At 39.1% G+C, this 23,546-nt stretch carries 27 protein-coding genes; 17 read left to right on the forward strand and 10 right to left on the reverse strand.

What is annotated here, in order from left to right; genetic code table 11:
• Nucleotides 1-288 precede the first annotated feature (288 nt).
• A complete protein-coding gene (locus AC0N32_RS11835; RefSeq protein WP_476394066.1) occupies nucleotides 289-1,119 on the reverse strand; it encodes an alpha/beta fold hydrolase in 831 nt (276 codons plus the stop codon).
• Nucleotides 1,120-1,353: 234 nt separating this feature from the next.
• Here AC0N32_RS11835 and AC0N32_RS11840 point away from each other — a divergent pair, with 234 nt between their 5' ends.
• Nucleotides 1,354-1,854: an RNA polymerase sigma factor gene (locus tag AC0N32_RS11840; RefSeq protein ID WP_476394067.1), complete on the forward strand. Its 501-nt coding sequence runs from the start codon at nucleotides 1,354-1,356 to the stop codon at nucleotides 1,852-1,854.
• 17 nt (nucleotides 1,855-1,871) lie between these two features.
• A complete protein-coding gene (locus AC0N32_RS11845) occupies nucleotides 1,872-2,468 on the forward strand; it encodes a hypothetical protein (RefSeq protein WP_476394068.1) in 597 nt (198 codons plus the stop codon).
• Nucleotides 2,469-2,495: 27 nt separating this feature from the next.
• Here the strand turns inward: AC0N32_RS11845 and AC0N32_RS11850 are convergent, their stop codons facing one another.
• A complete protein-coding gene (locus tag AC0N32_RS11850) occupies nucleotides 2,496-3,044 on the reverse strand; it encodes a YdcF family protein (RefSeq protein WP_476394069.1) in 549 nt (182 codons plus the stop codon).
• A 14-nt stretch (nucleotides 3,045-3,058) separates the two neighbouring features.
• Entirely contained in the window at nucleotides 3,059-4,612 is a 1,554-nt protein-coding gene (locus AC0N32_RS11855; RefSeq protein WP_476394070.1) for a S41 family peptidase, read from the reverse strand.
• Between the two features lie 141 nt (nucleotides 4,613-4,753).
• Between AC0N32_RS11855 and AC0N32_RS11860 the strand changes: the two genes are divergently transcribed.
• On the forward strand, nucleotides 4,754-5,854 hold the full coding sequence (locus tag AC0N32_RS11860) for an MBL fold metallo-hydrolase (RefSeq protein ID WP_476394071.1): 1,101 nt from the start codon (nucleotides 4,754-4,756) through the stop codon (nucleotides 5,852-5,854).
• Here the strand turns inward: AC0N32_RS11860 and AC0N32_RS11865 are convergent, their stop codons facing one another.
• Entirely contained in the window at nucleotides 5,855-6,142 is a 288-nt protein-coding gene (locus tag AC0N32_RS11865; RefSeq protein WP_476394072.1) for a GNAT family N-acetyltransferase, read from the reverse strand.
• A gap of 204 nt (nucleotides 6,143-6,346) precedes the next feature.
• On the opposite strand from AC0N32_RS11865, the gene AC0N32_RS11870 reads away from it, so the two are divergent.
• From AC0N32_RS11870 to AC0N32_RS11885, 4 genes are all read left to right on the forward strand, one after another.
• Nucleotides 6,347-6,706 carry a hypothetical protein gene (locus tag AC0N32_RS11870; protein WP_476394073.1) on the forward strand — a complete coding sequence of 120 codons (360 nt, stop codon included), beginning with the start codon at nucleotides 6,347-6,349 and terminating at the stop codon, nucleotides 6,704-6,706.
• Between the two features lie 169 nt (nucleotides 6,707-6,875).
• A complete protein-coding gene (locus tag AC0N32_RS11875; protein WP_476394074.1) occupies nucleotides 6,876-7,769 on the forward strand; it encodes a helix-turn-helix domain-containing protein in 894 nt (297 codons plus the stop codon).
• Nucleotides 7,770-7,856: 87 nt separating this feature from the next.
• A complete protein-coding gene (locus tag AC0N32_RS11880) occupies nucleotides 7,857-8,858 on the forward strand; it encodes an aldo/keto reductase (RefSeq protein WP_476394075.1) in 1,002 nt (333 codons plus the stop codon).
• 68 nt (nucleotides 8,859-8,926) lie between these two features.
• Nucleotides 8,927-10,117: an MFS transporter gene (locus tag AC0N32_RS11885; RefSeq protein ID WP_476394076.1), complete on the forward strand. Its 1,191-nt coding sequence runs from the start codon at nucleotides 8,927-8,929 to the stop codon at nucleotides 10,115-10,117.
• Nucleotides 10,118-10,213: 96 nt separating this feature from the next.
• Here AC0N32_RS11885 and AC0N32_RS11890 read toward each other — a convergent pair whose 3' ends face one another.
• Entirely contained in the window at nucleotides 10,214-10,960 is a 747-nt protein-coding gene (locus AC0N32_RS11890; RefSeq protein ID WP_476394077.1) for an SDR family oxidoreductase, read from the reverse strand.
• Between the two features lie 100 nt (nucleotides 10,961-11,060).
• On the opposite strand from AC0N32_RS11890, the gene AC0N32_RS11895 reads away from it, so the two are divergent.
• The gene (locus AC0N32_RS11895) at nucleotides 11,061-11,399 is read left to right on the forward strand and encodes a winged helix-turn-helix transcriptional regulator (RefSeq protein WP_476394078.1); all 339 of its coding nucleotides are present in this window, start codon (nucleotides 11,061-11,063) and stop codon (nucleotides 11,397-11,399) included.
• A gap of 203 nt (nucleotides 11,400-11,602) precedes the next feature.
• Here AC0N32_RS11895 and AC0N32_RS11900 read toward each other — a convergent pair whose 3' ends face one another.
• Nucleotides 11,603-13,822, reverse strand: coding sequence for an NADP-dependent isocitrate dehydrogenase (locus AC0N32_RS11900; protein ID WP_476394079.1), 2,220 nt, complete (start codon nucleotides 13,820-13,822; stop codon nucleotides 11,603-11,605).
• Nucleotides 13,823-13,990: 168 nt separating this feature from the next.
• On the opposite strand from AC0N32_RS11900, the gene tpx reads away from it, so the two are divergent.
• Both tpx and AC0N32_RS11910 read left to right on the forward strand, forming a co-directional pair.
• Nucleotides 13,991-14,491 (forward strand): thiol peroxidase, encoded by a 501-nt coding sequence (gene tpx, locus AC0N32_RS11905; protein ID WP_476394080.1) that lies wholly within the window; start codon nucleotides 13,991-13,993, stop codon nucleotides 14,489-14,491.
• 125 nt (nucleotides 14,492-14,616) lie between these two features.
• Nucleotides 14,617-15,828, forward strand: coding sequence for a DUF763 domain-containing protein (locus AC0N32_RS11910; RefSeq protein ID WP_476394081.1), 1,212 nt, complete (start codon nucleotides 14,617-14,619; stop codon nucleotides 15,826-15,828).
• A gap of 83 nt (nucleotides 15,829-15,911) precedes the next feature.
• Here the strand turns inward: AC0N32_RS11910 and AC0N32_RS11915 are convergent, their stop codons facing one another.
• The 3 genes from AC0N32_RS11915 to AC0N32_RS11925 all read right to left on the reverse strand — a co-directional run bounded on the left by AC0N32_RS11915 (nucleotide 15,912) and on the right by AC0N32_RS11925 (nucleotide 17,633).
• On the reverse strand, nucleotides 15,912-16,751 hold the full coding sequence (locus AC0N32_RS11915; protein ID WP_476394082.1) for an SDR family NAD(P)-dependent oxidoreductase: 840 nt from the start codon (nucleotides 16,749-16,751) through the stop codon (nucleotides 15,912-15,914).
• Between the two features lie 109 nt (nucleotides 16,752-16,860).
• Entirely contained in the window at nucleotides 16,861-17,208 is a 348-nt protein-coding gene (locus AC0N32_RS11920; protein ID WP_476394083.1) for a hypothetical protein, read from the reverse strand.
• Between the two features lie 8 nt (nucleotides 17,209-17,216).
• Nucleotides 17,217-17,633 carry a hypothetical protein gene (locus tag AC0N32_RS11925; protein ID WP_476394084.1) on the reverse strand — a complete coding sequence of 139 codons (417 nt, stop codon included), beginning with the start codon at nucleotides 17,631-17,633 and terminating at the stop codon, nucleotides 17,217-17,219.
• A 255-nt stretch (nucleotides 17,634-17,888) separates the two neighbouring features.
• Between AC0N32_RS11925 and AC0N32_RS11930 the strand changes: the two genes are divergently transcribed.
• The 4 genes from AC0N32_RS11930 to AC0N32_RS11945 all read left to right on the forward strand — a co-directional run bounded on the left by AC0N32_RS11930 (nucleotide 17,889) and on the right by AC0N32_RS11945 (nucleotide 20,032).
• A complete protein-coding gene (locus AC0N32_RS11930) occupies nucleotides 17,889-18,236 on the forward strand; it encodes a hypothetical protein (RefSeq protein WP_476394085.1) in 348 nt (115 codons plus the stop codon).
• The gene (locus tag AC0N32_RS11935) at nucleotides 18,217-18,516 is read left to right on the forward strand and encodes a type II toxin-antitoxin system RelE/ParE family toxin (protein WP_476394086.1); all 300 of its coding nucleotides are present in this window, start codon (nucleotides 18,217-18,219) and stop codon (nucleotides 18,514-18,516) included. The genes AC0N32_RS11930 and AC0N32_RS11935 overlap by 20 nt, the downstream gene beginning before the upstream one ends.
• 33 nt (nucleotides 18,517-18,549) lie before the next feature.
• Nucleotides 18,550-19,308, forward strand: coding sequence for a Rossmann-fold NAD(P)-binding domain-containing protein (locus AC0N32_RS11940; protein WP_476394087.1), 759 nt, complete (start codon nucleotides 18,550-18,552; stop codon nucleotides 19,306-19,308).
• A gap of 268 nt (nucleotides 19,309-19,576) precedes the next feature.
• Nucleotides 19,577-20,032, forward strand: a complete 456-nt coding sequence (locus tag AC0N32_RS11945) for an Hsp20/alpha crystallin family protein (RefSeq protein ID WP_294293373.1) — start codon at nucleotides 19,577-19,579, stop codon at nucleotides 20,030-20,032.
• A 201-nt stretch (nucleotides 20,033-20,233) separates the two neighbouring features.
• Here AC0N32_RS11945 and AC0N32_RS11950 read toward each other — a convergent pair whose 3' ends face one another.
• A complete protein-coding gene (locus AC0N32_RS11950) occupies nucleotides 20,234-20,734 on the reverse strand; it encodes a hypothetical protein (protein ID WP_476394088.1) in 501 nt (166 codons plus the stop codon).
• 233 nt (nucleotides 20,735-20,967) lie between these two features.
• Between AC0N32_RS11950 and AC0N32_RS11955 the strand changes: the two genes are divergently transcribed.
• From AC0N32_RS11955 to AC0N32_RS11965, 3 genes are all read left to right on the forward strand, one after another.
• The gene (locus AC0N32_RS11955) at nucleotides 20,968-21,537 is read left to right on the forward strand and encodes a hypothetical protein (protein ID WP_476394089.1); all 570 of its coding nucleotides are present in this window, start codon (nucleotides 20,968-20,970) and stop codon (nucleotides 21,535-21,537) included.
• A 33-nt stretch (nucleotides 21,538-21,570) separates the two neighbouring features.
• Complete coding sequence (locus AC0N32_RS11960; protein ID WP_476394090.1) at nucleotides 21,571-22,302, forward strand: hypothetical protein; 732 nt, start codon at nucleotides 21,571-21,573, stop codon at nucleotides 22,300-22,302.
• 442 nt (nucleotides 22,303-22,744) lie between these two features.
• Nucleotides 22,745-23,380 (forward strand): hypothetical protein, encoded by a 636-nt coding sequence (locus AC0N32_RS11965; protein WP_476394091.1) that lies wholly within the window; start codon nucleotides 22,745-22,747, stop codon nucleotides 23,378-23,380.
• The last annotated feature ends 166 nt before the right edge of the window (nucleotides 23,381-23,546 follow it).

Consider the following 23,546-nt stretch of genomic DNA (forward strand, 5'->3'; position numbering starts at 1 on the left):
TTGAAAACAGAAGAGCATATTAGATAAAAATCAGAGATTTTTTACTGGGAATTTAACCACAGATGTACACTGATTTTTACAGATCTTAAGGTGTAATTATGGCTTCAAAGACGTTATGTTGAGAGTCTGATGAGCCGGTTGCATATTTACACAAATTTGCACAGATGATTTAGAATGAAAAAAAAATATGCTGATTCAGGATTAAATTTAAAATAAGCTTATAAAAACAAATCCGCAGTCCATTGTGCTGCGGATTTTCATTGAAATCAAAACTTATATATTGAAGATTTATTGCGATGTAAGAAATCTGCTGATGATGCCGTTCAGTTCTTCGGCGTGGGTTACATTCAATCCGTGTGGCGCTCCATCGATAATCATGAAATCATTGTTGATGATTCTCCGGGCAGCCTGTTTTCCTGCCGTATCAATCGGAACGATATTATCGGAATCTCCGTGTACAATGAGTGTTTTTACCGTTATGTTCTTAAGTTCCGGACGGAAATCGGTGTTGGCCCAGCTTTCTGCACATTTTATCGTGGCAATCGGATTGGCAAAGGCAGCAATCGCCCAGTCGTAATCCAGCTGTTTCTGGCTCACTGTTTTGGAAATCAGTCCGACATTGTAGAAGTCTTTATGGAAAGATTCCAGAAAGGTAATTCTGTCTGTTTTCAGGGCCTGCATGATCTCGTCAAGCTTTTCTTGTGGTACCCCGTCGGGATTATCATCTTTTTGTTTAACAAGTGGAATGATGGATGAAATTAAAGCCACTTTATCTACATTCTGGGTTCCGTAATTGGTAAGGTATCGAACGACTTCACCACCACCCATGGAAAATCCGAAAAGGATTACGCTCTTAAGGTTAAGCTGGGTAATGATTTCGTGAAGGTCTTCTGCAAGTCCGTCATAATCATATCCGTCTGCTGAAGGCGATGATTTCCCGAAACCTTTGCGGTCATAAGTAATAACACGGTATCCGAGATCGAGAAGGACGGGAATCTGCATTTCCCATGATTTGCCGCTAAGCGGCCATCCGTGGATTAAAACAATCGGCTGACCCGACCCGAAATCTTCATAGTAAAGCTGGACATTTTCATTGTCCTGTTTGGTAATAAAAGGCATATTGATATGTATTTGGTGTACACTATGGCTCACAAATATTAAGCCATAAATAACATAAGATCAGTCAGAAAATCTTTGATGAAAAGAATATTGCATGTCAAAACCCTTTGCCTACCTTAGCATTTGAATAATTTGATACATATATTCTGAGAGTTTGATCCGATTAAATATTTTTCGCCGCAAACTGTAACATTTTTGTAAGAAGAATACTAACCTCACAGAGAGTAAGAAATTATGGCCTCAACAGAACAGGAATTTTTAGAGAAAATTGAAAAGCACAAAGGAATCATTTTCAAGATTTCTAAAATGTATATGGACGATAAAGACGACCGTGATGATCTTTTCCAGGAAATCACGTATCAGGTCTGGAAAGCATATCCCAACTTCAGAGGTCAGAGCGAATTCTCGACCTGGCTGTACCGCATTGCCCTGAATACAGCCATCATCTTCCTTAAAAATGAGAAAAAGAGAAGCTTCATTTCCGGCGGTGAGTATGCCGAATATAAAATCGCCCATGAAGAATTTAACGATGAAAAGGAAGAAAAACTGAATGCCATGTATAATGCCATTCACCAGCTGAATCCGATTGACAAGGCTTTTATTTTCTACTACCTTGAAGATTTTTCCGGAAAACAGATTGCCGAACAAATGGGAATCTCCGAAGGAAATGTGAGGGTGAAAATGAACCGCGCGAAAAATAAACTTAAAGATATCTTAAGCTCAAATAAATCATAATTTTAAAATCAATTGTCATGAATATAGACGAATTAAAAAATACCTGGAATCAGGATGATTCCTTTGAAGAGACCCCGGAAATAAGTACCGAGCAGAAAAATAAAATCAATCTTCCACTGGAAAAAATCCGTAAAAATATGCGTATGGAATTCTGGTCTACGGTAGGGATTTTTGTTTTTGCCTTTGCTGTGATCGCTGTTTCTCCCGGACCGTTTAAATTTAAATTTTATATTACCATTCTTATTGCATCAATGGTTTTTGTGACTTTCTTTTTTTTCAGCAGGTTTTTTACCATGTATAAAAATATGAGCAGTCCGATGATGAGAACCTATGACAGCCTGAAAGACCTGCTGCACCAGTTTCAGCTCAATAAGCAGTATTATCTTTCTTTTTACCTGTGTTTTGTACCTTTTTTAGTGTGTGAAATTATTATTGTCCTTGAGTTTATTCCAAGGCCTGTACCTCTTTCAAATCTGAAAATTGCGGGCATTCTTATTGGAAGCCTCGTTACTGCTATGCCGATGCTGTTTTTTATCGGGAAATGGTGGTTCCATAAATTTTATGGAAAGTATATCGCTCAGATCGAAAACCTTGTCAGCGAATTGAGAAAATAGACTCGGCGGGCTTTTAGCCCGCCGTTTTTATTGGGTATAATAAGCTGGAAACTCCCTGATGATAGCATACAGATCTCGCCATTCAAAATAATCAGGGCTTACACTGCTCACATTTTCAAAACCTTTCTCCCTGAAAAGCTTTTTTGTTCTGGTTACATGAAAGTATTGGGAAACCACAATAATACTATTGAAAGCGAAATGTTTTCTTAAGGTTAAAGTATTATTGACGGTTGCTCTTGTGGTATTTCCAAGATTGTCAACTATAATGAGAGAATCATTAATCCCTCGGGAAACAAGAAATTCTTTCATTTTATCGCCTTCGTAAAATCCTTCTTTTCCAAATCCTCCACTTACGAGAATTTTTCTTACCCTGTGCTTTTTTATTAATTCCTCTCCCGTTTTCAGACGCTCTTCCAGTCGTTTTGATAATGTGCCGTCTTCATTAACTTTACTTCCGAGGATCACGGCAATGTCGGCACTTTTCCCATTGTCCGAGATTCCATCAATAATGATATATAATGAATGGATTACTAACCAGAGAATACCTGTAAATGCAATGATTTTTAAATATTTCAAAATGTTTTTCCGCATTATTTCATCCGGTATTTTTCATTTCTTGCCTTTTCGTTTTTAATTTCGGTCAGGATGCGGTCGAGCTGAGGATCTTTTTTTTGAATAATGTCTACCATGGTTTCATTTACGGGAATATCCGGTAGCACGCCTTTTTTAGTATGGGTAGGGGTAATATCCGGCTGTACGAGAACAAGCCCTATCGGAAGATCTATTTTCGAATTCGGCAGAACCTGGTAAGAATAAAATCCCGCTACCGTTCCGTCATTGGCACCACCCGTTTCTTCCCCGACAAGGATTGCCCTTTTATCATTTTTAAGCTTGGAAGTAAGAATGGATGAAGCCGAAAAACTTGAGCCGTTGATCAGGACGAAAATTTTCCCTTTGAAGGCATTTTTGTCAGGTTTGGATACCCTGTCAGCTTTTATTTTGTAATAAAACTTTCCGTCTTTCTTGTAAGTGCTGAATGTCTGTGCAAAGAAAAAAGCCGGATAGGTAAGCGTTTTAAAAGTATACTGCAAAGGATTGGATTTGCGGAAATAGTTTGTCTTTAAAGGTGTTGTGGCAGAATTTACCTCAGACGGTTTGATCAGGATATACGGCTCGGGAGAAAGATAAGAATACAGCTTATGGATTTCTTCCAGCGAGCCACCGTAGTTATTCCTTACATCGAGAATAAGATACGAGGCACGGGCATTTTTAATTTTTTCAAAGGCATTCCTGTAAAACTTAGCAGAATAATCTCCCGAAAAACTTTTCACTTTAATGTAGGCAATGGAGCTGTCTGCATCGAGAAATTTGAAATTTCTGTTATAAGAATCGCTGAAAGCCACATAATCATTGATTTTTTTTTCTTCGGTTCTTTTTTTATTCTCTTTTTCTTTTTTAAGATCATCTTCAGATTTTGATTCTCTTGTCAGCGTATAGGTTTTTTTCTCCCCGTTGAACAGGGTTTCTATCGTCGCATAATTTTGATATCCTTTTTCGGCAACATAATAGTTGAAGAACAGATCTTTCAGGAAATAAGGCTTGAAGGTCGTATTGAATCCGTCGGTGCTGATCAGTTTTCTGTACCTTTCAATATAATAGGAAACAGACGTACTGTCAATGGAAATGATTTCCGTTCCGGGTTTTATATTTTCAATGGAATCTTTATTCCTGATGATAAAAAGCCGGTCATCTTTTACATAATATTCGAAGCGGCTGAACATTCCTTTTTTATTTTCGAGGGCTTTGATTTCTTTTTTAGTGATCATTTTGGAAGGGATTCTGAGCGAAAGATGGCCTTCCCGGGTATCTGATACCACGGGCTGCAGCTTGAAATAAAACTGAAGCGGGGTAAGAGGTGTATTGATGGTGTTTTTTACACTGTCGAATTTACGATCCAGATCTTCTTTGGAGATATAAAGGAAAAGTGAAGGATGCATTTCTTTAATCTTGGAATAAGCAAAATCTACGTCTTTTTTCAATTTTTCGGGCGGAATACAGATATTCTGCCGTTCGTTATGTTTACGTACAGATCCGCAGGCGGTTATCAGCAGAAGAAAAAGCAGGAAGAAATAATTTTTCTGCACTTTTTGTTTTTTATTTCAAAAATAAAGCTTTAGAGGATAAGTTTTGAAAAAAGGCGTAATATTTTCATATAAATATAAAGGTTTTTAGTCGGGTCAACCGTCTTGTGATATAATGTTACAAATTAACATCCATTTAAAGAAATGATTTACGGATTTATTATTTTAGTTATACTCATCATTGCCTTATACTTTATGATTACCGGACAGGAGGTTTTCGGTTCCGAAGCAAAAGGAGAAAGGCTTCTGAGAATGCAGCATTCCAGATACTATAAAAACAAACAGTTCCAGAATCTGCATGATACTCCGGCACTTGCTGAAGGATATTCGATGCCGAAAGTGATGTTTAATTTTTTATTTGATAAAAAGGACCCGCATCTCAAACCCTCTTATAAAATCCCATCCTTCCATACAGATCTTAAGAATATCCCTAAACATCAGGATGTTTTTATATGGCTTGGACATTCTTCTTATTTTATACAGACCGATGGCGTTTCTTTTCTTGTAGATCCGGTGCTGAGTTCCTACGGTTCGCCTTTCAGGTTTTTTAATAAAGCTTTTTCGGGAGCAGATACTTTTAAGCCGGAAGATATTCCGTTCATCGATTACCTCGTCATTACCCACGACCACTACGACCACCTGGATTATCCAACGGTTAAGGCAATGAGAAACAGGGTCGGAAAAGTTATTCTTCCCTTGGGTGTTGGGGCACACCTTGAAAGATGGGGCTATACAACCGAACAGCTTATTGAAGAAGAATGGGAAACGGAAGTGAATCTGAAAAATAATATTCAAATCATCTTTACGCCGGCCAGACATTTTTCAGGACGAAAAATGAAAAGAAATGTCACATTGTGGACATCATACGTTCTGATAACACCAACCAAAAAGCTGTTCCTGGGTGGAGACAGCGGTTACGACACTCATTTTAAAATGATTGGTGAAAAATATGGTCCGTTTGATTTTGCCATTATGGAAAACGGCCAGTATAACGAAGCCTGGAAATATATTCATGCACTGCCGGAAGACGTTATTCAGGCCAGTATTGAGGTAAAGGCGAAAAATATTATTCCGGTACATTCCTCAAAATTTGCCCTCGCCCTACATCCCTGGAACGAACCTTTACAGAAAGTCACGAACCTTGCCAAGAACCGGAATTTATCGGTGCTTACTCCCATGATCGGACAGCCTGTTGACCTCAATGGGCAGGATTATCATTTTGAAAAATGGTGGGATACCGAATAATCAGGCATGCCAGATATCCCTGTATCTTGAAGGATGATTTTCAAACTGTTGCCTTACAAAATCGCATTCCGGATCTACCAGAAGGTCTTTTTCTTCGGCATACCGCACAAGCTCATCCAGCAATAGTTTGGCATAACCCTTTCCTTCGTGCTCCTCATCCAGTTTGGTATAATAAACAATAAGCAGCCTACCATCCACCTCAATAGACATATAGCCTGCCTTTTGTCCGTCTATTAATATCTGTAATTCATCCTGGTAAGGCGATATTTCAAATTTTACAGTTTCCATAGTACTTGGATTTTTGGGGTTAACAAAATGATTTTGAGAGTTTTCCTCTTTTAAAATTACAAATTTAAATTGAGACTAATGTTTTTTTATAATTTTTTACAACATATTGTGACTTAATGCCGTTATACAGTAGATGTTTAAAAATATGGTGATACTTTGGCACTGTAATTGAGAATCTCAAAATAATTTACACTAACAAACAGGATGAAGGCAGATTTACTGACAGCCATACTTACCGGTGCTTACGGATCGGCATACACACAATCTGATCATTTTTATAACGGATACAGAAAAAGCATTACCGACATCAACTGGGATTCTGTCGTGCAGGATCTCCTATTATCTGCAACACAGGCGATGAGGCTTTACGAACTTAATGAGCGCTACCGGGATTATAATTCCTGGAATGCGGTATATGCCAATAATCCTGATCAATGGAGTTCCGACAGATATGGTGAAATGGAAACTATTCTGGGAAAAGAAAAATATGAAGTCTTTAAAAGTCTTTACTATAAAGGCGAAAACCCGATGGTCTGCTACAGGAGAAATACAGATAACTTTTAAGGTCCATTGGCCGAAAGCTAAAAAGCATGTGGGCTGAGAAACAGGTGCAAATATCAACAATTTACTTCGTTTTAATGATTAATGGCTGGTCTGGAGATCAGTCATTTCATTTTATCTATTAAAATTATTTATTTAAAATTATTTTGTTTGAATTTTATAATTTTGATTCATGGAATCAAACGAAACAGTACATGGTTTTTACCGACGGATCGGACTGGAATGTGTAAAAACACCGGGTTTAGGGCATTTTAATGTTTTTTCAAGGGAAAATTGCTCTCTCATTACGCCTTACAGCAGGCGCGACTATTACAAAATCTGTCTGATCATCGGTAAAGGAAAACTCCATTATGCTGATAAGTGGATTGCCGTCGATCGGCCGGCTCTGTTGTTTTCAAATCCGCTGGTCCCCTATTCGTGGGAGGCGGAAAATAAGGACCAGAAAGGTTTTTTCTGTCTCTTTACCGATCAGTTCCTTCATGACGGAAGCAGGCTCGGAACCCTTCAGGAGTCGCCATTGTTCAAAATCGGAGGTACGCCGGTGTTTTTTATTGATGAGGATCAGCAAAAGACCGTTGCAGATATTTTCATTAAAATGATGAATGAGATTCAGTCGGATTACCTGCACAAATATGACATGTTGAGGGCTTATCTTCATCTTCTGATCCATGAAACCATGAAAATGCATCCTGCAGAAAGTTTTGAACCTTATCAGAATGCTTCACAGAGAGTGGCTTCCTTATTTATGGAATTGCTCGAAAGACAGTTCCCCATCGACAGTCCGGAAAGAGCATTGCGTCTTAAGAGTCCTGTAGATTATGCCGAAAGCCTTTCCATACATGTGAATTCCCTGAACCGTTCCGTAAAGGAAATTACCGGGAAAACCACAAGCCAGCAAATCTCCTCAAGAATTATCCAGGAAGCCAATGCCTTATTAAAGCATACCGACTGGAATATTTCAGAAATTGCTTACGGACTGGGATTTGAAGAACCCGCTTATTTTACCAATTACTTTAAAAAACAGACCGGAACGTCACCCAATGCGGTAAGAACGGCAGTTGTTTGAATTTTATAATTCTTTGTTTGGATTTTATATGAAAATCCGTAAAAGCATACCCTAATTTTGTACTGTAAATTTAAATCACAAGCGATCATGAAATTTAGAACATTAGGAAACACAGGAAAACAATTGTCTGCCATAGGCCTCGGATGTATGGGAATGAGCTTTGCCTACGGTCCGGCAGATGAGCAGCAAAGTATCAGTACGCTTCACAAAGCGTTGGATCTGGGGGTGAATTTTTGGGATACTGCAGATATGTATGCCAATGGTGATAATGAAAAACTGATTTCAAAAGTATTGGTTCCGAACAGGGATAAGATTTTTATCGCCACTAAATTCGGATTTCGTTTTAAAGACGGACAGGCCGGTCACAGCGGATCTCCCGGAACTTATTTCGATGGCTCCCCGGAATGGATCAGAAAGGCAGTTGACTTGAGCCTTCAACGACTAAAAATTGATGAGATCGATCTGTATTATGCGCATAGAGTAGATCCGAATATTCCGGTTGAGGAAACCGTAGGAGCCATGGCCGAACTGGTAAAAGAAGGAAAAGTAAAATACCTTGGATTGTCGGAAGCCTCCGCAGAATCTATTCGAAAAGCAAATAAAATTCACCCGATTACGGCATTGCAATCCGAATATTCTTTACTTACAAGAGATATTGAAAAAGAGATTCTTCCGACAGTAAGAGAGCTTGGGATTACTTTGGTACCTTATTCTCCGCTTGCAAGAGGACTTTTTTCAAACATCAACGAAGCGCAGAATTTCGGTGATGATGATTTCAGAAAATCGTTACCGCGATACCAGAAAGAATTTCTTGAGAACAATAAAAAACTGGCTGAAGAGATCAATGGACTGGCTCATTCTAAAGGGGTAAAAGGAACTCAGCTGGCACTGGCCTGGGTGCTGAACCAGGGAGAAGATATTATTCCGATTCCCGGTACCAAGCGTATTCAGTATCTGGAAGAAAACATTGCCGCTACACATATTGAACTTTCTCAGCAGGATCTTGAAATGATAGATTCCATTCTTAAAAAATATCCGAATGTGGGAGAAAGATACAGTGAAGGAGGAATGAAATTAGTAAACAATTAGAATAAAACCCATTCAGATTCCCGATGTTTTGTCGGGAATCTGATTTTAAGGAACATTTTTACAAAAGCATGGTTACACTTAAAGAAAAAAATAAATTTATTGCGACAATTCTGGCATTTGCGGTCATTCCCATGTCGGGGCTGGCTACAGATATTTACCTGCCTTCGATGCCAAGTATGGCTACGGAGCTTCATCAGCCGGAAAGCAATATTCAGCTTACACTATCCATCTTCCTGATCAGTTACGGCCTGACGCAGTTTTTTGCCGGAAGTATTGTAGATTCATTCGGAAGGTATAAAATTACGATGCTTTCCCTCGCTTTGTTTGTCGTATCATTTTTAATTACTGCGACTACGCATAATATCTTTGTGATTTACGCCATGCGCGTTGTACAGGGCGTACTTTCCGGATTTGCCGTGGTGGCGAAAAGGGCTTTTTTCGTCGATGTCTATGAGGGGGAAGAACGGAAACATTATCTCAGTATTATGACGATCGTCTGGTCGGTAGGTCCTATCATCGCACCATTTATCGGAGGATATCTACAGAAAAATTTCGGATGGCAGTCGAATTTTTATGTGCTGGCAGGATATAGTTTATTGCTTTTATGCTTAGAGTTTATCTTTTCCGGGGAAACCCTGAAAAAGAGAAATCCCTTTCACATTGAGTTTCTCATTAAAGAATATAATATGATGTTTAAGGCTAAAGATTTCTTTTACGGAATGATCATGTGCGGGCTGAGCTATTCGATGATTATGTTCTTCAATCTTTGCGGATCGTTTATTATTGAACATAAAATGGGGTATTCCGAGGTGATTGCGGGCTACGTCTCCCTGATTCTGGGATTTGCCTGGATGAGTGGCGGATTTTTAGGAAAAGCAATGATCAATAAGGCATTTCTCCCTAAAATACGGTATGCCAATTTCATCCAGCTGTTTTTAATTATTCTGATGTTTGTGGCTTCGTATTTCTCCAACAACATCTACAGCCTGGTAGCTTTTGCTTTTTTAATTCACGTTACGGCAGGATTTATCTTCAATAATTATTTCTCCTACTGTATCGGAAGATTTCCGAATTCGGCCGGAATTGCGGGCGGTCTCACCGGTGGGGTAGCCTTCATCATCACTTCCGCTATCAGCTATGGAATTGTAGCGGTAATTAAACCTCAGATTCAGCTTGAAGTGGCAGAAGGATATTTCGTGCTGGGGGTTTTAGGACTCTTTATTTTAAGCATGATTAAATTAAGAAAAGCCCATGCTTAACTAGGTTTTTATTTCAGTTAAATTTTTCTACTACCTATTTCAACAATAAATCCTCTCATTACGGGAGGATTTATTGTTGAAAATAATAAAATATACTTATAAAATCATTCCGCCATCGAGAATAATCTCTGTGCCTGTCATGAAGCTTGCCACCGTATTATCTGATAAATAAACTACAGCTTTGGCAACGTCTTCTGCCGTTCCCATTTTTTTCAATGGAATTAGATTTGTCAGCCATTCATCAAGACCTTCCAAGGTTTTTTCATCAAGACCGGCTTTCGTCATAATTTCCGTTTTTGTAGGTCCCGGACTTACCACATTTACACGAATTTTTCTTGGTGCCAATTCTGCAGCTGCTGTTTTAGCAATGGAATTTAGGGCAGCTTTGCTCGCCTGATATACCGAACTGTTGGGTTTGTAAGTTGTGGCAACATTTGATGATAAGAATACAACTGATGCTGTGTCATTTAGTAAAGGAATGAATTTGCTTAAAGTGAAATAAGCTCCTCTGAAATTAATATCCATTACATTGTCAAAATTTTCTGAATTCATATTTTCAATTGATCCTAAAGTTCCGGTAATTCCGGCATTAATAAATAAAATATCAACTTTTCCGTATTGATTTTCTATTTCTGTTTTTAAATTTTCGATATCCTCCAGTTTTCCCTGATCTGCAAAAAACGGAACAGCACCCAATTCTTCCGCCGCTTTTTCTAAAGCTTCTCTTCTTCTTCCGGTGATGATTACTTTTGCTCCTTCTTCTATTAATTCTTTTGCGGTTGCATACCCAATTCCACTGTTTCCGCCTGTTATGACGGCTAATTTGTTACTGAATTTATTCATTTTTTTAATTTTGAACAAAGTTATTTTAAATTGATATACTTTTGTAATCAGTATAACAGAGTATATCAGTATCATCAATTATATCAATTAACTTGCAGGTATGGAAAGAGATCAAACCGAAGAGCTACGAGCATTACAGGACACGCTGTATTTTATAGGAGGAAAGTGGAGAATTCCTGTCATTAATTCACTATGCAACGGCAACAGACGTTTTCGTGAGATTGAAAGGAGCATTCCCGGGATTACAACAAGAATGCTTTCAAAGGAGTTGAAGGAAATGGAAATGAACAAGCTGGTAAAACGTACAGTTTATCCGGAAACTCCGGTTTTGATTGAATATGAGCCTACCGAATATTGCAGAACATTTGGAAATATTATCGGTGCAATGATTAATTGGGGTAGAGAGCACCGGAAAGTGATTGTGGAGAATAAAATTTAAATTATTCTTCTTTGTGATGTTCAGAGCGAAAAAAGTTAAAGTAAATATCTGTTTAGTACTATTTAGATTCTTCCTTTGTCATAAAGACGTATATATCGAACGTTTTATTGTTGTTTGTGAAAACTATTTTTGATATTAATATTTAAGAAAATGAAAAAGCTCCCTTAAAAAAAGGAGCTTTCAATTTATATATCAATCTGAAATTAAATTCCGTCAATGATTTCATTTAAAACCGTACTTGGTCTCATGGAAGCATACGTTTTATACTTATCTGTTTTGTAATATCCGCCGATATCCTGAGGTTTACCCTGAGCACCGATCAATTCAGCATTGATAACTTCTTCATTCTCTTTCATTGCGTTGGCAACCGGAGCAAATTGAGCCGCCAGCTCTGCGTCAGCAGTCTGATTCGCCAAAGCTTCCGCCCAATACATGGCTAAATAGAAGTGAGAACCTCTGTTGTCGATCTGTCCTACTTTTCTTGCTGGTGATTTATCAGTAGCCAGGAATTTAGCATTTGCCTCATCCAAAGCATCAGCCAGAACCTGTGATTTTGTATTTCCCTGGGTTTGGGCAAGGTGTTCCAAAGATGCCTGTAAAGCAAGGAATTCACCTAAAGAATCCCATCTCAGATAGCCTTCTTCCACAAATTGCTCTACGTGTTTCGGAGCAGAACCTCCGGCGCCCGTTTCAAACAGACCACCACCGTTCATTAATGGAACGATAGAAAGCATTTTAGCAGAAGTTCCCAGCTCAAGGATCGGGAAAAGGTCGGTTAAATAATCTCTCAATACGTTTCCTGAAACGGAGATCGTATCTTTTCCTTCTCTTGCTCTTCTTAAAGTTTCGGTCATCGCATCTTTTACATCCATAATTTTGATGTCAAGACCGTTGGTATCGTAATCTTTAAGATATTTTTCAACTTTTTTGATGATCTCTCTGTCGTGAGCTCTTCCTTTGTCCAGCCAGAAGATCGCAGGGGTATCAGATAATCTTGATCTGTTTACAGCCAGTTTCACCCAATCCTGGATCGGCGCGTCTTTCGTCTGGCACATTCTGAAAATATCTCCTTTTTCTACTTTCTGAGAAAGAAGAACATTTCCATTTTCGTCCTGCACTTCAATCGTTCCATCAGCCGCAGCCTGGAAAGTTTTGTCGTGAGACCCGTATTCTTCAGCTTTCTGAGCCATTAAACCAACATTCGGTACAGAACCCATCGTTGTAGGATCCAGTTTTCCGTGCGCTTTCATATCATCGATCACCGACTGATAGAATCCTGCGTAAGAACGGTCAGGAATGATACAAACCGTATCTTCCTCTTTTCCTTCCTTATTCCACATTTTACCGCCGCCTCTTACCAAAGCAGCCATAGAGGCATCAACGATAATATCAGAAGGAACGTGGAAATTGGTAATTCCTTTGTCAGAATTTACCATTGCCACTCTCGGTCCGTTGTTCAAAGCAACTTCGATATCCGCTTTAATTTCAGCTTCCTGGGCATTCCCTTTTATTTTATCGAAAAGATCGGCAAGACCGTTATTTGGATTAATATCTAAAGACTTGAACGTTTCAGCATATTTAGTGAAAACATCTTTAAAGAAAGTTTCTACGATAGCCCCGAAGATAATAGGATCGGAGATCTTCATCATCGTAGCTTTAAGGTGAGCAGAAAGGAGTACATTTCTGTTTTTGGCTTCATCAATCGCCTGCTGAACAAAAGCTTTCAAAGCATTTAAATTCATTACAGAAGAGTCGATTACTTCTCCGGCCTGAAGATTGGCAAAATCTTTTAACTGAGTTTCAGAACCGTCATTTCCTTTGAAAACGATTTTATATTTCGTAGCATTTTCTAACGTAGTTGAAGTTTCGGTTCCGTAGAAATCCCCGCCTTCCATGTGGGCCACATCTGTTTTGCTGTCAGAAGCCCAGTCACCCATTCTGTGAGGGTTTGCCTTTGCGTAGTTTTTAACAGCTTTAGGAGCACGTCTGTCAGAATTTCCTTCTCTTAACACCGGGTTTACCGCACTTCCCAATACTTTGGCATATTTGGCTTTAATCGCCTTTTCTTCATCATTTTTCGGCTCGGCAGGATAATTCGGTACGGCAAAACCTTTAGCCTGAAGCTCTGCAATAGCAGCATCTAGCTGAGGTGCGGAAGCTGAGATATTAGGTAATTTGATAATATTGGCGTCAGGTTGGGTAGCCAGCTGACCTAATTCAGCCAAAGCATCACCGATTTTCTGATCATCTTTCAAAAATTCCGGGAAGTTGGCTAAAATTCTTCCGGCTAAAGAGATATCCGGAACTGCGATCTCAATGTCTGCTGATTTGGTAAAAGCTTTCACAATCGGTAAAAAAGAATGTGTAGCCAGCATCGGAGCCTCATCCGTAAGGGTGTAATAGATTTTTGATTTGTCTGACATTATACTGTTATTTATTATTTGATTTTTTTAAGACTCACAAATTTAGTTAAAAATTAATCTTTCTGCATGAATAGGCGCCAAGATTTTCCCACTTTAAGATTAATTTAACCTTCAATTGAGTAAATAATTTCGTATTTTATTTAAATTTGAGAAATTAAAAAAAGAATTATGTCAACAACAATTACTTTAAAAGGAAATGAAGTGCACACGATAGGACATTTGCCGGAAGTGGGAACGACGATCAGGGACTTTGCCCTTGTGGATTCGGGACTGAATGTAAAAACCCTTGAAACTTTCGAAGGAAAGAAAAAAGTGTTCAATATTTTCCCGAGCATTGATACGCCGACCTGTGCCTCTTCAGCAAGGAAATTTAATGAGCAGGCTTCCGAACTGGATAATACCGTTGTCATCAACGTGTCTAAAGATCTTCCGTTTGCCTTGGGAAGATTCTGTGCAGCCGAAGGTCTTGATAATGTAGAGACACTTTCCGATTTCAGAAGTACTTTTGGGGATGATTACGAAGTAACCATTACCGATTCTCCGATGAAAGGGCTTTTGAGCCGTGCCGTAATTGTTACCGATGAGAACAATAAAGTGGTTTACACAGAACAGGTAGGCGAAATTGCTGATGAGCCGAATTACGAAGCTGCATTAGCCGCTTTAAAATAATAACGTTAGCAAACAAGCTAAACTAAAGCCCTGCAGGAAATCCGCAGGGCTTTACATTTTTTCATCTAACCTCAACCTCACGCACATGACTTTGCTCCTTCCACAATAAACCGTACCTTTATACAATGAAACGTTCAGGAACCGCAGATTTACCGCTTCACTATGGCAAAGTACCGCCCTGGCTGTATGAACGGATGTCTTTACTTGGTCTTTCGATCATTGAAGTTATTCTTGCCGACTACGGAAAAGATGAGGTACTGAGAAGGCTGGCAGATCCGTTCTGGTTTCAGAGTTTTGGTGCCGTGATGGGAATGGACTGGCACTCTTCGGGAATAACAACTTCTGTGATGGGCGCCCTCAAACGCTCGATAAACCCGAATTCCAAATCCCTCGGACTATACATTTGCGGAGGAAAAGGAAAGTTTTCAAGAGAAACTCCTTCAGAACTCATTAAGATCGCCGATAAAACAGGACTTAACGGAAATGAACTGGTAAAAGCCAGCAAGCTTTCCGCAAAAGTAGATAATACTGCGGTACAGGATGGTTACCAGCTGTATCTCCACAACTTCATTCTCGCCGATAACGGAAACTGGAGTGTAGTTCAGCAGGGAATGCATGAATCCGACAGTACCGCAAGGCGCTACCACTGGCATTCCGAAAATATAAAATCTTTCGTGGAAGAACCGCATACGGGAATCAACGGCGTTTCCAGAGGGAAAATTATGAATCTTACCGATTCTGAAGCTTCAGACAACAGAAAAGGGATTCTTGAAATCTCACACACCGATTCTGCAGAAATCATGAGCGATTTTGCAAGGCTGATTCTTCCCGCACATCACGATGTTCAGGCTTCCGATGTCGATCTCAAGCGTTTGGGAGCACTTTTGTATGTGACCCGCGAACAGAAGCCGCAGAATTTCGAAGATCTTCTGATGCTTGAAGGCGTAGGGCCAAGAACCATGCAGTCTCTGGCTTTGGTCAGCGAAGTGATCCACGGTGCACCGTCAAGATTTACCGATCCTGCACGGTTTTCATTTGCCCACGGCGGAAAAGACGGACATCCGTTTCCCGTTCCGGTCAATGTGTATGATGAAAGCATTAGCCTTATCCGAAAGGGAATCGAGAAGTCAAAACTCGGAAATTCTGATAAATTGAAAACCATCAATAAGCTTCACGATATTGTTTTAAAAAACGAAAAAGATTTTACTCCAGATTTCGATATTCAGGAAGTGATTGAGGAAGAAAGGCAGAATTCGTGGCGGTTTGGCGGTAAAACAGTGTTTGGGGATGCACAGAAACCTTCGCCTCCAAAACCGATCCAGCTTTCTTTATTCTGATCAATAAAAAAAGCTTTATACTTTTAAATTGATCTAAAAGTATAAAGCTGTGAATGGATAAGTTTTATTTAAATCCTTAATTATTAGATCCCTGTTGATAACGTCAGTTCTTCCCAGGCTTTCGCATCTTTGGTAATAGCCGTGATCTTATTATCCAAAAATTCCGGAGTGCCTACACCCAATAACAGGTGTACCGGCGGATGCGCTTCTTTACTGATTTGTATCAAAACATCAGCTGCCTTTACGGGATCATTCGGCTGGTTTCCGTTGATCTCATCAAGATGGGTTTTCTCAGAATTTCTGGCGGCCTCATAAGCTTCAATAGAATTTTCAGGAATTCTTAAAGAATCTTTCGTAAGGAAATCCGTACGGAAGTAGCCCGGATAAACAACCGTAGCATGAACGCCGAAGTCTTTTGCTTCTTCTGCCAAAGCTTCAGTAAATCCTGCTACAGCAAATTTTGTGGAACAATACACGCCCCATCCCGGAAAACCTCCGTAATAGCCTCCAATAGACGAAATGTTAAAGATGTTTCCCGATTTTTGCGCACGCAGATAGGGCATTGCATTTCGGATCACATTTAAAGTTCCGAAAACATTCACATCAAAGTTTGCTCTTGCTTCTTCATCACTCAGCTCTTCCAGAGTACCCAATTGTCCATATCCGGCGTTGTTGACGATGACATCTATTTTTCCAAAATGTTCAACCGTTCTGGTTATTACAGATTTTACATCATTATTGTCCGTAATATTCATGCTCAACGGGAGAAAATTTTCTGAAACATCTCCGAATGCTGCTGTTAATGATCCCACCGTACGGCTTGTTGCGGCTACCTTATATCCTTCAGACAATAATTTTTTTACCAGTTCGAATCCAAGACCTTTTGAAGCTCCTGTCACGAACCATACCTTTTTTGTTTCCATTTTTAATATTTTTTTGTTTTAAATGATGTACAAAGATGGAAAGAAAGAGGTTTTTAAAAGTAGCCTGATCTACGAATGATGTATCCAAATCGTGAATGATTATAATGATTTATAAAATAGGATCATATTCAAGATCTGTAATGATATCATCCTTAAGACTCAGGCAAAATCCTGAATGGTGATTGTAATAATCCTGTATAAACAAATCGGTTTCCATAATGCCCTCTTCGGTGATCACAATGTTGACCTCCCAGACATCAAGCCCGTCAAACCATTTGATGCCATTACGTTCAATCTTAAAATCGCTTTCTGTTTTTTCATAAAACGCAATCAGGACCTTTTTTACGGTTGCCAGCCATTCAAAATGATAAATAAGCTTTAAAATTGAGACTTCATCAGGTTTTTTTTTCGAGAATATATCGATGGATTTTGTTTCTACATATTTATTGAATATCACGATATTTTTTACATTCCGGATATGGAAGTAATGAATTCTTCGCGGTCAAGCCTGGTGGTAAAATCATCAAAGGACAGAGTGTGTGCTTTTTTTGTTTTTTCGGCATCCCGCAGATCACGATATATGCGGTCTTTGCGGATAAGATTGGGGTTTTCATTCAGGATCTCCTGAAGCAGTTTCAGAGGTCTTTCCTTTTGTCTGCCTTCGCATGATTCCAATACTTTTTCAAGGATCTTCTCTGCTTCATAGCGGTTGCCTAATAGCCAGTGGGTGCTGGCAAGAATGTAGTTTTCCTCAATATTCCGGTCTCTGCCATTTAATTCATAGACCAGATCATAAAGCTTGTTAATGCTTTCTTTCGAGGCATTGGATTTTTTAAACTCCTGGGCAAGTACGTTGAAATTCTGTGTTAATTCTGTCATCATAAAGAATGAATTCAAATTTAAAAAAATAAAAGCTTGAAAGGCAGATGTTTTTAACAATACAGCAAATGGTCATCGACAAAAATCAGCCTTATGCAAACAAAAGCAGGCATCTGTATTTATCCTTCAGATGATTTGACCCATAAAAAACCCAGCAGTAAGGCTGGGTTTTTATGGGTATTCTTCTAATTATCTTTCTCCGGATTCACGTTAATTTATTATATTTGTATCATAAAATGATACTTAAAAACAATAAAAATGATAGCAGAAATAGAAAAATTCATCGAGATCCAGAATAACATCGATGAGATCATTAAAAATTCACCTTTCAAAATGTCTTATATTATCGAAAAATCCGGGATTAAAAAACCGACGTTTTTCAAGAAGCTGAAAGAAAAAAGATTTACCCCGGAAGAGCTGCTCGTGATCTCAAAAACGATAGAAGTTAAGGAGTGGCGCAATGAAACGAAAGAGGAAATTCTGGAATCTTTAAAGAAAACAGAAGAAGATTTTAAGAATGGAAAAGGAATTCCAGGAGAGATTGTTCTGGAAGATATGAGAAAACGGTTGGAAAATTACAAGGCAAATGCGTTACGAAATCTCTGAGAAAGCAAAGGAAGACCTGCTGAATATAGAATCTTTTCTTGTTGATAAATGGGATTTAAATGTACTGGAGAACTTTTTAGAAAAGTTCGAAAATGCGATAAAAATGCTATTAGAAAAGAAAGTTATATTTAAGAGATTTGAAGATACAGTGTTTTACAGATTTCTTTTAACCAAACATAATTCTATTATTTATAGTTATGGGGAAGACGTTTTGTACATTCACAGAATTCTTCAAAACTATCAGGATCCTGAAGAAAATTACAAATCTTTACAGCCTTAAAATACAATCAAATCTAAAAATGAAAAATGAAAAATGAAAAAACTGGGAATCATCGGCTATGGCTGGTTGGGAAATCATCTGGCAGAACATCTGTCAAAAAATTATGAAATCTTTGCGACAACTACCACGGAATCGAAGCTGGATGGGTTGAGAGCAAAAGGCTATCATGTAACTCTGGTAAAATTTCCTGATGAAGCAGATGATGAAATAAAGACTTGGGAAATAGTTTCTGAACTGGATGGGATCATCATTGCTGTTCCTTTTTCGGGACTGAGGGGTTCTAAAATTCCGATGACGGGAAAACGGCAGAACCTGCTTCGGTTTATCGGCGATTTTAAGGGACAGATTTTTTATACAAGCTCCACGGGTGTTTATGCGGATACCGAGAAAGAATTTACGGAAAACGATCTGCCCGCAACGGAAGTGGAAAGTGAAAGCTTTATCCTGGAAAAATTTCCACAGGCCAATATTCTGAGATTGGGTGGTTTGATGGGCGGTGAAAGGCTGCTGAAAAATTATAACATCTCCAAGCTGGATCAGCTGGTGAACCATATTCATTATGCAGATATCTGTTCCGTGATCGAAAAAATGCTGGAACAGCGTTCAACCGCAAAAGTGTACAATATTGTGGCACCTGTTCATCCCGGCAAAGAAGAAGTCATCTACGAACAGAAAGGTCTTCCATATTCCGGAAAACGCGCTGAAAAAGGGAGGATCATTTCCCCGGAAAAGCTGATCTCGGAACTGAATTTTGAATTTCAATACCCCGATCCGCGGTATTTTCACCAGTAGAACTATGTCAAAGCTGAAAGTCTTTGACAAAGTTTAAGCAGTTGTTTGTTCCACTTATTTATCAAAGAAATAGTTTAATATTAATCAAAAATAAGGGTTAAATCATCAGGGAATTACGGATTTCCATAATCTGACAATTTTATCGTTCAAAACTGACAATTTTTCATTTCAAGTGACAAGATTTCAGCTGTATAGCTCTGGCACAACCTTTGAAAACATTTGAGTACGATCATTAAAATTATTGTTTAACCTTAAAAATTCGTTTGTTATGTCAATCGTAAAAAGAAACAACGGCAGCTTGCTCCCTGCCGGAACACGTACCCTGTTCGATGACTTTTTCAGCCGCGAACTTTTTAACTGGGGCAACACCAATTTTTCTTCTACCTTAACTACCGTTCCATCGGTGAACATCAAGGAAAATGACAATCATTTCGAGGTAGAAGTCGCCGCACCTGGAATGCAGAAAGACGATTTCCGGATTACCCTGGACGGCAACCTTCTGACGATTTCATCCTCTAAAAAGAATGAAACGGAAGAATCCAAAGATCATTACACCCGAAGGGAGTTCAGCTACCAGTCATTCCAAAGAAGCTTTGAGCTTGCCAAGGATGTGGTGGATGAAGAACACATTGAAGCGAAGTATGAAAACGGTGTTCTGAAACTAATCATCCCGAAAACGGAAAAAGCAAAGAAACAGGCACCGAGACTTATTGAAATTAAGTAAATCAATAGAATGACAGCAATTGGCTTTCCTCAGGAGAGCCAATTGTTTTTTATATGCTGCGCTATTTTGTGGTTTAAAAAATTTTAACACATAAGTCACAAAGGGGATTTTTACGCTTTTCAAAAAGAGAACTTGTAAGAATAAAAATCGGAAATTTTTATGGGCTACCGGCTTGATATTTCTTTATCCGATGGTTAGATCTCAACGGTTAACCAGTATTTTTTCAAGGGCATCGACAATTTCTTTTTCGATGGAGTCTTCATCAAGGGTTTCCAGGGTATAGAAGTCGGATTTGAGGAAGGCCGTGCCGCTTCCGTTCTGAAAAATAGTGTCGAGATGAATGCCGATCCTTTTTAAATTTTTGTCGGCCACAAACATAATATGCGGAAATTTATCGTTCGCATAGAAATTAGAATCAACATTTCTTGAGATCTGAAATTTAATGTGAGGCTGGGCAAGAATTCCCAATCCGTTTGCAGTTTCTTCTGCGAAAGATATTTTGCTTCCGAATTTGTTCTCTTTCAGCATTCTCCGGAATTCCTGCATTTTCGGATCAATAAAGTTTTTGCATAATGTTCTGAAACCCTCCAGAAAAAGGTCTTCTTCGCTTTTTTTCCGAGCCAGGCTGTCTCTGAGTTTTTCCTCTTCCGTTTTTAAGTTGTAAAATACATGATTCAGACGGTTTATGCTTTCTTCTTTCATGGCAGTAATAAAAGTTGGAAACAGTTTTGAAGCCGAAATATCGGAATTTTTTTCAGGGTAAAAAATATTAAGTAGCTGATCGCAATGAGCTTTTTTCTATTGGATTTAAAATCAGAATTTTAAAATTCAAAAACATATTGTTAAATTATTTCAACGGCTTAGTATTTAAAAAATATTCATTTCTTTCCAACCTTTTTCACGGATCATGCATCTATAATAGAAAAGCGATTATTATGAAAATTAAAATATCCAGACCTTGCCATGAAAACTGGGATGCTATGGCTCTTGACGAAAAAGGAAGATTCTGTTCCGTATGTACAAAAACCGTAAGGGATTTTACGGCTTCCCCGGATGAGGAAATTATTGATCAGATAAAATCAGAGCCTGGAATCTGCGGGAGGTTTACGGCAGGACAGTTGGGAAGGGATCTCAGCTTTTCGGTGATCAGTACCCTGACTTTCGGATTATTTGCATTGAGTGGTGTAGTCTTCATGGTGAACGGCCAGCAGATGAAAGATGAAGAAGTGAAGAAAATAGATTTTAAGAAAGGAATCAACGGTATTGAAATGGTAAATGATACTCTCTTGAGCCGTACGCTTGTCCTGGGGATGCCGAGCGAAGAGTATTACGAGTCTGTAAAACCCATGATTATGCTTAACGATAAAAGAATTTCCGAAGCAAAAATGAAGCGGCTGAAACCCGAACAGGTAAAAAGCGTCATCATCCTTACCGGAGAAGGTGCCAGAAAGAAATACGGCAAATCCGGCGAGCACGGGGTCATCATCATTGAAAGCAAAAAGTAGGACGAGAACGATAACGTAATAAAAAAATAATCCATGAAAATTATAATATCCAACCCATGCCACGAAAACTGGGAGAATATGACTCCGCAGGAAAAGGGAAGGTTCTGTGCCGTATGTTCAAAAACCGTGAAAGATTTTACGCGATCTTCTGATCAGGAAGTTCTGAAAGCTTTTTCCCGTCCGGAAGATGATATCTGCGGTCGTTTCAACGAAACGCAACTCAACCGGAATCTCCTGTATTCCGATATCAATTCCGTTTTTGTAAAATTTGCAGCGGGATGTATGCTGACAGCCGGAGGGATGATCGTAGTACACGGACAACAAACGACCGCTCAGGATACCACGAAGGCAGAAGCCCTGCAGGAAGTGATGATGACCGGTTACAAAACAGTTAAAAAATCCATGGTCACCGGAATGGGAACGGTTGTTTCGGAAGATGTCGTTAACGGGAAGCAGGAAGATAAGATCACTAAGCCGGCTGAACCCGTAAGAGGCCTCACGGTGAATCTACCCTCATCGAATTCATCAAATACGATCAGAATTGGCGGTGGCAGCCTTGTTTCCGATAGCTCCGTGAAGCCGCTTTTGGTCGTCGATAAGAAGGTTGTTCCTTTAAAGGTCCTTGAAGAAATAGATCCCCAATCCATCGAAACCGTAAATATCCTGAAAGGAAATGATGCAACCGCTTTATATGGTTCACAGGCACAATACGGCGTAATTCTGGTCACCACGAAAAATAAAAAAGCAAAACGTAAAAGGATGTAAGGCATCAATATTTAACGAATAGACTCAAAAATTTTGATTGCAATTCCTCTATTATTTGCTGAGTGAAATCACAGATTGGATGTAGTTCAAAGGCTTTTTGAAGCCTATTAACCGAAACCGCCCCGTCTTACTTTCTCTGAAAATTATTTTTATCAGGTGCCAAATTTCCCTCTCTAATGCTAGTTTAAAGCTTCTAATTAATAATATTCCACAAAAATCGTTGAGCTTTATGAGAGAATGTTTCAACAGCAGAAAGAAATGATTGAAAAACTCGAGAAACTTTCACAGAATAAATAATCTGAAACCTGCCTGAAGGCAGGTTTTCTTCTTTTTAAAACTTTGTCAAAGATTTTAACTTTGACAGAGTGTAGGCAACCATTCCAACTTTTCGCCGTCTTTAATACAGAAAGATTCATTACCTATTTAACCGTAAATAATTAGCATGAAAAAAACACTCTGTATTTTAGGCTTATTTGTAAGCTGCCATCTGTTTTTTGCACAAAAGGATCATATCGCATTTTATGGCGGGTTAGAATTACAGCCGGCCTTAAGGGGATACGCACCGGCCTTCCACATGAACGCCCGGGGTTACATCAACGACCGCATTTCACTGGGTGGCGTACTGACTTATACCCAGCAGAATCACTCGGATAATTTCGGATATCTGGCTGACCGGACGAGGTCTTTTCATACGACATTCAACGCACTGGCCCAAAATGATCTTATCCAAAAGGAAAAGTTTTCTTTAAGCGCTTATATTTCTACCGGGGTGTACTTCTTCAGCCTGGTAAATCCTGATGAGACTTACACCAAAAGCACTTACAGTGAAATCGATGGACTATGGTTCGTGAATCAGTACGAAACCCCGCGAAGACTGAGCCGTGATCTGTTTTTCAATATACAGCCGGGGTTAGACGCCTCCTACAAGCTGGGGACAATCACCAAAGAAAATGTAGGGATCTACCTAACTTCGCGGGTCGGCTATCAATTTGTGTTTGGAAACGGCCGCAACATCGACGGAGCTCAACTTACCAAGCCTGTGGTGTCCCTGGGCATCACTTTGAAAGGACCAAAATAAAACCATCGATTACCGATTCATGAGATCTTCAAAGACAAAACCTGCCGTTGGGCAGGTTTTGCTATTCTGTCTAAACTTCCGGGTATGCTTTAATTCTATTACTCTCTGATCAAACCACCCTGTCAAAATTTTTCAAATTTTGCCACCCTTCCGAGGGAGTGGAATT

The organism is Chryseobacterium endophyticum, from assembly GCF_056333165.1.